This is a genomic window from Nocardia sp. NPDC055053 (assembly GCF_053608285.1).
Map to the genome: position 1 here is coordinate 304,179 of NZ_JBSGVD010000003.1, position 9,321 is coordinate 313,499.

8 protein-coding genes and 1 pseudogene are annotated in these 9,321 nt (G+C 69.1%); 7 read left to right on the top strand and 2 right to left on the bottom strand.

Annotated elements, in window-relative coordinates:
- The 4 genes from ACWF82_RS05265 (at window position 1) to ACWF82_RS05280 (ending at window position 5,139) form a co-directional block, all read left to right on the top strand.
- Entirely contained in the window at window positions 1-966 is a 966-nt protein-coding gene (locus tag ACWF82_RS05265) for a quinone oxidoreductase family protein (protein ID WP_452498157.1), read from the top strand.
- Between the two features lie 151 nt (window positions 967-1,117).
- Window positions 1,118-1,375: a hypothetical protein gene (locus ACWF82_RS05270; protein WP_452498159.1), complete on the top strand. Its 258-nt coding sequence runs from the start codon at window positions 1,118-1,120 to the stop codon at window positions 1,373-1,375.
- Window positions 1,376-1,437: 62 nt separating this feature from the next.
- Window positions 1,438-2,634, top strand: a complete 1,197-nt coding sequence (locus ACWF82_RS05275) for a serpin family protein (protein WP_452498161.1) — start codon at window positions 1,438-1,440, stop codon at window positions 2,632-2,634.
- 105 nt (window positions 2,635-2,739) lie between these two features.
- A complete protein-coding gene (locus ACWF82_RS05280) occupies window positions 2,740-5,139 on the top strand; it encodes an NERD domain-containing protein (RefSeq protein ID WP_452498163.1) in 2,400 nt (799 codons plus the stop codon).
- A gap of 139 nt (window positions 5,140-5,278) precedes the next feature.
- Here ACWF82_RS05280 and ACWF82_RS05285 read toward each other — a convergent pair whose 3' ends face one another.
- Window positions 5,279-5,854 (bottom strand): TerD family protein, encoded by a 576-nt coding sequence (locus tag ACWF82_RS05285; protein ID WP_452498165.1) that lies wholly within the window; start codon window positions 5,852-5,854, stop codon window positions 5,279-5,281.
- Between the two features lie 307 nt (window positions 5,855-6,161).
- Between ACWF82_RS05285 and ACWF82_RS05290 the strand changes: the two genes are divergently transcribed.
- Window positions 6,162-7,517: a hemolysin family protein gene (locus tag ACWF82_RS05290; protein ID WP_452498167.1), complete on the top strand. Its 1,356-nt coding sequence runs from the start codon at window positions 6,162-6,164 to the stop codon at window positions 7,515-7,517.
- Entirely contained in the window at window positions 7,510-8,526 is a 1,017-nt protein-coding gene (locus ACWF82_RS05295) for a CNNM domain-containing protein (protein WP_452498169.1), read from the top strand. The genes ACWF82_RS05290 and ACWF82_RS05295 overlap by 8 nt, the downstream gene beginning before the upstream one ends.
- Window positions 8,527-8,559: 33 nt before the next feature.
- Here the strand turns inward: ACWF82_RS05295 and ACWF82_RS05300 are convergent, their stop codons facing one another.
- Complete coding sequence (locus ACWF82_RS05300; RefSeq protein ID WP_452498171.1) at window positions 8,560-8,958, bottom strand: helix-turn-helix domain-containing protein; 399 nt, start codon at window positions 8,956-8,958, stop codon at window positions 8,560-8,562.
- Between the two features lie 109 nt (window positions 8,959-9,067).
- Between ACWF82_RS05300 and ACWF82_RS05305 the strand changes: the two are divergent.
- Window positions 9,068-9,208 (top strand): annotated as a pseudogene (locus ACWF82_RS05305) (DedA family protein); the annotation flags it as partial.
- Between the last annotated feature and the right edge of the window lie 113 nt (window positions 9,209-9,321).

A 9,321-nucleotide genomic window follows, 5' to 3' on the forward strand; every position in this document is an offset into this window, starting at 1 on the left:
ATGCAGGCAATCGTAATGACCGAGACCGGCGCGCCCGCGGTACTGGTGGCGCGCGACGTCGACGAACCGCGACCGGGTGACGGGCAGGTCGTCATTCGCGCCGAGGCGATCCCGGTGCTCTACCCGGAGACCATGGTGCGGGCAGGCGCGTTCCCCTTCCCCGCACCGCTGCCCGCGGTGTTCGGGTTCCAGGCGGCGGGGACGGTCGTCGAGCTCGGCACCGGCGTGGACCCGGCCCTGCTCGGCGCCCGGGTCGTCACCGACACCGGCGGTTCCGGCGCGTACGCCGAACTCGTTGTCGCCGAGCAGGCTTCGGTGACCGTCATCCCGGACGGCCTGACCATTGAGCTCGCCGCCGCGACCCAGATGCCAGGGTCGGTCGCCTTGGCCCTGGTCGCCACCGCGGCCCTCACTCCCGGCGAGACCGTTCTGGTCGAGGCGTCGGCCACCGGCGTCGGCAGCTGCCTCACCCAGCTGTGCGTGGCACACGGCGCGCGGGTGATCGCGACCGCGGGCGGGGCGGACAAGGCTCGCCTGGCCCGCGCACACGGCGCCGCCGAGGTGGTCGACCATGCCGTGCCCGGCTGGGCCGATCAGCTGCGCGAACTCCTGGCCGGCGACACCGTCGATGTCGTCTTCGACTCGATCGGCGGTGACTCGCTGAGCCCGCTCCTCGACGTCATCACCCCGCTCCGCGGCCGCATCCTCAGCTACGGCTGGCTCGCGGGCGCACCGGCCCAGCTCGGCGCCGTCGACCTCATCCTGCGCGGCCTCACTCTCACCGGGTGCGCGGGAACCGCGTGGCTCGGCGAAGTCGCCCGGCAACGGCAGGCCGCACTGGCGGCTGCCGCGCGGGGTGAGCTGGCCGTCGGGATCGACTCCGTGCTGCCGCTGACCGATGCCGCTGCCGCGCATCGCAAGCTCGAGGAGCGGTCCGCGCTCGGCACGGTGCTGTTGCGACCGTAGGCGACGACCGGCACGTTTGTACGCCGTGCGGCGTTGCGCTCCTCGCGGGTCCGCAGAATCGGCACGTCTGCATCGACACCCATTCTGTGGCTCAGTGATTCACGCATACTCGATGAGGCGGAGTAGCAGCGGACCAAGCGGGGTGGCCGAGATGACGTCCAGCAATGATCGGGAAATTCTGCGTCGGCGCGCGGAGCAGTTGCTCGCGAAAAACCGGACGGCGCTCGGTGATGTTGCACACCGACCATCTCGCCGGTGCCCTGGCCAAACCGTTCCCGACCCCTTCACCGAGCCCGCACCGCCGAGCACCGAGGCCGAGCGGGAACGCTACGAGCTGACCATGCGTCAGCAGTTCGTCGCGGTGACGCGGGCCAGGGACTCCGTGTGGCTGAGCATCGTGCGGGGGTGACCTGCCGGGCGACGGCGGGGCGGCGGCTGTGGGTTGTCGGGGGCTGGTCGTAGGATCCGGGCATGGGGAGTTCACTGATGGCGCATGTCCGTTCGTCGAACGAGCTGACAGCGCGGTGGTGCCGGACGTTCGGGGGCGAGGACGCTGTGGTGTCGGCGGCCGGGTTGTGGCCGTTGCTCGCAGTACTGGCCGGCGCCGCGAGCGGCCCGGCCAGGGCCGAACTGGCAGCGGCGGTGGGGGTTCCGGCGGAGCAGGCGCACGCGGCGGGGCTGGCGATGCTGGCATCGCTCGACGCGTCGCGGGAGGTGTCGACGGCGATCGGCGCCTGGGTACAGCCGGGGCTGCCGTTGCGCGACGACTGGGTCGCCTCCCTGCCCGCGGGCACCGTGGGGACACTCGACGACCCTGCCGCACTGGACAAGTGGGCGCGAGAGAAGACCGACGGGTTGATCGAGAAGTTCCCGGTCCCGATCTCCCCGCGCACCCTCTTCGCGCTGGCGACCGCGTTGCTGGCGCGCACACGCTGGGCGACGCCGTTCGACCCGATCCTGTACACGCCCGAAACCGGGCCGTGGCAAGGGCATCGGGGCCCGGGGCTGTACCGCGGCACCTATCCCGACGGCACCGTTTCGCTCCTCGGCGACGAGGTGACGCGGGTAATCGTCACCGGGCGTGGCGAACTCGACGTCCACCTGCTCATCGGCGCGGGTACTCCAGCGCAGGCCGTCACCGCGGGCCTCGCCGCGCTCGACGGCGCTGTCCCGGTGCGCACCGACCTCCCCGTCGGCACGACCGCGCCCTGTCTGACCGTCGAGCGGCGGGAAACCTACGGTGGCCATGATTCCGTGGCGCTGACCATGCCGCCGTTCGAGGTCGCCGCCACCCACGACCTCACCCGCCATGCCGGGCTGTTCGGTCTTTCCACCGCGCTCGACCAGACCCGAGGCCATTTCCCCGGGCTCAGCCCGGCGCCGCTGGCCGTGGAGGCCGCGGGCCAGAATGTCGTCGCCCGGTTCGATGCCACCGGATTCGAAGCCGCCGCCGTCTCCGCGGTCGCCATGGCGCCGGGCGGCGTTCCGCAGCGGAGCTGGTCGACGATCACCTCGGTACGCATCGATCGGCCCTTCGGGTTCGTCGCGGTGGACCGGCCGACGGGACTGGCCATCGTCGCAGGTCAGGTGACCCGCCCACCACTGGAATGGGTTCGGCCCACAGCCCAGGAACCCGCGCCGAGGTGGTTCCCCGGCGCCCCGCGGTGAGAGCGGTAATCGCGATTGCCGATCCCGTTGCTCGGCAACGGGATTCGATTTCGCTGCCGTAGGTCGTATCCTGGTAGAGGTCCGCAATCGGTTGCACAGGGGGTCGTGGTGATCGTCGTTGTCGCGGACGAAACCGAACTCGAAAGCGCAGAAGAGGTCGTCGGCGCGGCGATCCGGGACTTGGCGTCCGCGGTGGGCGGTGTCGCGGTGTTCCGGTGCCATGTGCCGGAGAGCCGGGGCGGATCGGTCGAGGTCGACGCGCTGGTGTGCACACCGCAAGGCGCCACCGTGGTGGAGGTGAAGGGGTTCACCGTCCGCCAGGACGGCACGCTGGCCACCCCGCCCAACGGGCCGTGGACGGTCGGCGGTGAGGAGGCAGCGCTCTATCACGCGGTGCGCGTACCGAATCCGTTCGTCCAGGTCCGGCGGCAGGTGTTCGCGGCGAAGAACCTGCTGCAGCAGTCCGGGATCTTCGGGTGGGTGAACGCGGTGGTCGCGCTGGTCCCCCAGCCCGGATCGCGGATCGCCCTCGAAGAGGCACGCATCGCCGACGGATACCGCGCCGTCCTCGTCCACCGCGACGACTCGACGGCACTGCACGAGTACTTCCACGCCGAGACCGGGCGCACGGTCCGGCTCAGCGTCAACGATGTGCGCCGGGTGTTCGCGGCACTGAACCTCAGCCACCTGCTGCCCAGCCGGGTCGCGTTGGCGGATCAGGGTTTTCCCGCGCGGCTCGATCCGTCGACCACGAGCAGGCCCGCCACGGCGGCCTCGATCGAACTCGGTGACGCCGAGGAGACCGGCGCTGCCGCAGGGTCCGGGGAGAGTGGTTCGTCGCGGGTGAGTACGCGGCTCGCGCAGGCGAGTACGCCCGCTTTTCTCGCCGCGATCGATCGGCTCGCGCATCGACCGCGCGCGTCGGCGTCGGCTGAGGTGCCGGAGGCAACACGCAGTCACGAACAGCGTTCTCCCGAACAAGAATCCGGTGCCGAGGAGCGATCCGTGACCACGTCGGCTCCGGGAAGCGCCGAGGTGTCCGTAGGCGACACGGCCGGTGTGGTTTCACCTTTGGCCGGATTGGTGAGTGTTCCTGCCGCAGCGGAGGATTCACAGGAGGCGGCTTCGCAGAACACCTCAGGCTCGATCGGAACCCCCGACGACAGCGCAACTGCCGCCCCGCTGGTGGATCACGAGGACGCAAGTGAGGCCTTCGCAGCGGAAACCACTGCGGTTCCATCGATCAGCACGGAGGAAACCGGGCCGGCTGAGGAAGAGCCGGGCGACGGAGACGACGACGCGAATAGTCCGTCACCCGACGAAACAACCGCTGCAGCAAAGAACCCGAGCGAAGGCGCTACCACTGTCGCTGCCGAGCCGGCCGGCGTCGAATCGGCAGGTGTTGTGTCACTGACGAAGTCGGCCGCCGAACCCCCGGCTGACACCGACGACGACCCGGCCGCCGACGGCAGCGCCGCGAGCGAGGTTGTGAGCGGGGAGATTCCGCCCGAGAACGATCCCGTCGACGCATACGAGTCGGAGGGATACGACGATCCGGACTACGAGCCATGGCCCGCGGACGAGGATCCGGAATACTCGGGCCGCGAAGCGCCGGGTGCCGAGTACGCGGCGCCCGCCGCCGCAGCCGCGGTCGGCGCCGCTGCCGGAGTAGCCGGGGCCGCCGCGGCATGGTCGTCGCACGACCGCGATCCGGCATACCGCGACACCGCACAATCAGCGGAGCAATTCGACAGCTCCGACCACTGGACCGACTGGGTCGAACAGGACCGGACCTCGGCGCGGCCGACCGCGTCGAGCCGGTCGCGGGAGCGGGGACAGAACAGGTCGACCGGGACGTCGCTGCTCGAACGGTGGCGTAATACCCCGGTGCGGGAGCGGGGCGAACGCAAGCAACCCCGGATCCGGATCGGCCCCGGCGTGGGATTGATCCTGTTCATCGTGCTGTTCGGGGTGGGGTTCTTCGCGATCACCGCGGTACAGGCGAGCCGGTTCGAGATGGCGGACTACGACCGGATGTGCGGCGACCGGAAACCGTTCCCGAACGCCGCCGAATACCAGCGCGACGGCGCGCGGCCGATCTATCTGTCGGGTGATCTCGCCACGATGGTCGCCACCAGCGATTCCAGCGCCTGGCATCCGGGCGACACGTCGTCGGTCCAGCTCATCGCGTGCATGCAGCAGGTGAGCCTGGGCGATCTGGTCCAGACCTGCCAGCTCCCGCCTGCCCCAGGCACTCCCATCGGCCGCACCGTCAACCTGTTCCGGGCCACCTACGAGATCACCGTCTACGAACTGCGCACCGGACGCGAGGCCGGGCGAGCGATCATGATCGGCGAACGCTATTCGGCCGACCCCGCGAACACCGACCCCGACCGGTGCCGCGCGGCCGCCGACGCCCCGGATACCCTCGGCCGCCGCCTCGGCCAGCCGTCGACCGCACAGGTCACGGGCTTCCTCGCACCACTGGTCCGCGCCGACCGCTAGACCGAGTTGACCTCGAGCGCACTCGAGGTAGCAAGATCACCGTCGTGCCCCGCGCACACCCGACACCACGCCACCCAGCGTCGGTCGTGCCTCCGCCGGTTTCCCGTACACCTACCGGCGGAGGCCGTCGGGATCACCGTCAGAGATTGACGCCGAAGTCCCGGGCGATGCCCTCCAGACCGGACGCGTAACCCTGGCCGATGGCGCGGAACTTCCACTCCGCGCCGTTGCGGTACAGCTCGCCGAAGACCATGGCGGTCTCGGTGGACGCGTCCTCGGACAGGTCGTAGCGAGCCAGTTCCGCCCCGTTGCTGCGGTCCAGCACGCGAATGTAGGCGTTGCGCACCTGCCCGAAGGACTGGCTGCGGTTCAGGCCGTCGTAGATCGAGACCGGGAACACGATGGAATCGATCGTCGCCGGGGTGTTGGCCAGATCGACGTTGATCACCTCGTCGTCGCCCGCGCCCTCACCGGTCCGGTTGTCACCGGCGTGCTCGATCGCGCCCTCCGGCGACTTGAGGTTGTTGAAGAAGACGAAGTGCCCGCTCGAGACGACCTTCTTGTCGGCGCCGAGCCCGATCGCGCTGGCGTCGAGATCGAAGTCCGTTCCGGTGGTGGTCCGCAGGTCCCAGCCGAGGCCGACCGCGACCGCGGTGAGGTTCGGCGCCGCCTTGGTCAGCGAGACATTGCCACCCTTGGACAAACTGACACCCATACCGATATCTCCCATCGATCGTCGCGGCACGAAAAGTGCCGACCGTTCGCACACTAGCACGTGCCACTGTCTGGTTTACCGTAAGCCGACGACACCGACGTCCGAAACCAGCTGGTGGATAGGCGAATTGGTGGCCTGCGCCGCGACCACCCGGTGCGCGAAGTCGCACCGGAAACCATACAGTGGCACGTGTTAGTGTGATGCGTATGCCTGATGGTGAATCAGACCAGGAGGGATCTCGCGGCACGCGCGAACCTCGACATCCCGAGTGCGCGGCCGCTGAGCGCGGCCCCTCGGAGGCCGACGCATGCTGACCGTCCTGAGCGTTATCGCCGGTGTCGCTGTCGTTCTGCTCATCACCGCGTTGACGGGGTACTTCGTTGCCCAGGAATTCGCGTACATGGCGGTGGACAGGTCGCGACTGAAGGCGCGCGCCGAGACCGGTGACAGTGCGGCCGGGCGCGCACTGGCGGTGACCCGGCGGACCTCGTTCATGTTGTCGGGCGCCCAACTCGGTATCACTGTGACCGGTCTGCTCGTCGGCTATGTGGCCGAGCCGTTGATCGGGCGCGGGCTCGGCGAGCTGCTCGGCGGGGTCGGCGTGCCCGTGGCCGTCGGCGTTGCGGTCGGCACCGTGCTCGCCATCGTGTTCTCCACCCTGGTGCAGATGCTGTTCGGTGAACTGTTCCCGAAGAATCTCGCGATCGCCCGGCCCGAGCCGGTGGCGCGCAGGCTGGCGCGCTCGACGACGGCCTACCTCCGCGTATTCGGCTGGCTGATCCGGCTTTTCGATCAGTCGGCCAACATCTTCTTGCGGTTGCTGCGGATCGAGCCGGTCCACGATGTGGAGCATTCGGCGACCCCGCGCGACCTCGAGCACATCGTCGCAGCCTCTCGCGAGGCGGGCGAACTGCCCAGGGAGCTCTCGACGCTGCTGGACCGGATTCTCGATTTTCCGGCGGAGAACGCCGAGCACGCGATGATTCCGCGGGCCCAGGTCGACACCGTGCCGGTGGACGAACCGGCCGAACAGGTCCTGGCCCGCATGGGGTCGGGACACACGCGATACCCGGTCGTCGGCACCAGCAGTGACGACCTGCGCGGTGTCATCCACCTGCACGATCTGCTCGGCGGCCCGGTGACCGGCACCGCGGGCGACCGGATGCGTCCGGCGCTGCTTGTCCCCGGGTCGCTGCCGCTGCCCGAGGTATTCGCCCGGCTCAGTGCCGCGAAGGAAGAGATGGCCTTGGTCGTCGACGAATACGGCGGGTTCGCCGGCATCGTCACCGTCGAGGACATCGCCGAGGAACTCGTCGGTGAGATCGCCGACGAACACGACTCCGGGATCGCCGAGATCATCGCCGACGGTGAAGGCTGGCTCGTCGCCGGTGACCTGCACCTCGACGAAGCCGAACGGCTGCTCGACCTCGAACTGCCACACGGTGACTACGAGACCATCGCGGGTCTGGTCATCAGCGTGTTCGGCGGGCTGCCGCAGGTGGGCGACCACGTGGAAATCGCGGTGCCGTCCAGCGGCGCCGACTTCCTCGTCGAGCGGCCCGCGGCGGCGCGGACGGTTCTCGCCGAGGTCAGGGCGGTCGGCAGACACGTTCCGTCGTCGGTGTCGCTGACCCTCCGATCCGAGCGAGGCGGCGATGAGTAGTCCCTGGGTTGTCGTCGCGGTCACGATCGTGCTGATCGCGGCCAGCGCGTTCTTCGTCGCCGTCGAATTCGCGCTGATCGCCGCCCGGCGGCATCGGCTCGAAGACGCCGCGCCGGCCAGCCGGTCCGCACGGGCCGCGTTGCGCGGTTCAGCCGAGTTGCCGGTCTTGCTCGCCGGTTCCCAGCTGGGCATCACCGTCTGCACGCTGGCGCTGGGCGCGATCACCAAACCCGCTGTGCATCACTGGATCACCCCGCTGATCGAGCGGCTCGGGGCGCCACTGTGGGTGGCCGATGTCGCGGGTTTCGTGCTGGCGCTGATCGTGGTGACCTTCCTGCACCTGGTGGTCGGCGAGATGGCACCGAAGTCGTGGGCGATCGCGCACCCCGAGAAGTCGGCTACCCTGCTCGCGCTGCCGATGCAGCTGTTCATGACCTTCACCCGACCGGTACTGGTCGCACTCAACCACGCCGCCAACTGGTGCCTGCGCAGAGTCGGCGTCACCCCGGTCGACGAAGTCGACGCCGGACAGAATCCGGCAGGCCTTCGGCACCTGGTCGAACACTCGGCGACCGTCGGCACCCTCGACGAGCGATACCGCGGAAACCTGACCAGCGCACTGGAACTGGAACAGCTGACCGTCGGCGACATCGTCGCACCGAACACCGCGCCGAGCGCTGTGCCGCCGGACGCCGATACCGCCGCGATCCAGGCCGCCTCGCGCGCCACCGGCCACCTGCGGTTGCTGGTCCGCGATCGCGACGGCGTGCGCGGTGTGGTCCACGTCCGCGACAGCCTCACCGCCGCGCCAGGCACCACCGCGGGCGAGCTCATGCGGCCGGTGCTGGAAATCGCCACAACGGTGCCGGTGTACGAGGCGCTGCGCACGATGCGCGAAACCCGCAGCCACCTGAGCCTGGTCACCAGTCCCGACAGTGCGGAGCTGGTCGGCCTGCTCACGATCACCGATGTCCTGGAACGGCTGCTGCAGTCCGCCGCCGAAATCTGATCCAGGCTCGACGAGGCCGAACCCGGCGACCGATCACAGGATCGGCAGGTCCGGCGGGAGCTGCATGGCGACCGCGATCAGCGAGTGCACGCGGGTGGCGATGATGTTGAGCAGTCCGTGGATCTCGACGGGCGCGGTCTCGGTGACGGTCTGCAGGTTCCGCAGATCGTCGTCGAGGCGAGCGAGGACTTCGTTCATATCCCTGGGGCTGCTGTTGAGCGCGGTCGCGATCTCCTCCAGCGGTATGCCTTGAGCTTCGAGACGCTGGATGAGGTGGATACGTTCGACGTCGGCGGGGTTGTAGAGGCGGTAGTTGCCCGCGCTCCGTTGGGCGGGCGCGAGCAGGCCGATGCTGGTGTAGTGATCGATCGTGCGCGTACTGACTTCGGCACGGGCGGCGAGTTCACCGATCTTGAGCAAGGCTTCGGTCATCACGGCCTCCTTCCGCAGCAGAAGCTAACCATACAGCGGCACGTGCTACCGTCGCTAATGCGCACCGCTGGCAGGCAAACCGTACAGTGACACGTGCTACTGTCCGGTGATGACGACGAACACCCTGGCCAGCTCGGTGACCACGGATCTGGCGTTGCTGCCGGGCTTTCTGGACCCGGTCAACCTGCTCAACTCCTTCGGCACCTGGATGCTGCTCGGTCTTCTCGTCGTCGTGTTCGTCGAGTCAGGGGACAATGCCGAGGCGGGCGAACCCATCCACTCGTGAGTGCTGGATGAGATCCTCCTGCGCACCAAGACAATTCGCGCCGGGTGAAACGCAGACGGCCGCGCATCCTCGAGGAT

Coding starts and splice junctions, on each gene's coding strand:
- ACWF82_RS05265 (WP_452498157.1), top strand. CDS start 1: ATGCAGGCAATCGTAATGACCGAGACCGGCGCGCCCGCGGTACTGGTG.
- ACWF82_RS05270 (WP_452498159.1), top strand. CDS start 1,118: ATGACGTCCAGCAATGATCGGGAAATTCTGCGTCGGCGCGCGGAGCAG.
- ACWF82_RS05275 (WP_452498161.1), top strand. CDS start 1,438: ATGGGGAGTTCACTGATGGCGCATGTCCGTTCGTCGAACGAGCTGACA.
- ACWF82_RS05285 (WP_452498165.1), bottom strand. CDS start 5,854: ATGGGTGTCAGTTTGTCCAAGGGTGGCAATGTCTCGCTGACCAAGGCG.
- ACWF82_RS05290 (WP_452498167.1), top strand. CDS start 6,162: ATGCTGACCGTCCTGAGCGTTATCGCCGGTGTCGCTGTCGTTCTGCTC.
- ACWF82_RS05295 (WP_452498169.1), top strand. CDS start 7,510: ATGAGTAGTCCCTGGGTTGTCGTCGCGGTCACGATCGTGCTGATCGCG.
- ACWF82_RS05300 (WP_452498171.1), bottom strand. CDS start 8,958: ATGACCGAAGCCTTGCTCAAGATCGGTGAACTCGCCGCCCGTGCCGAA.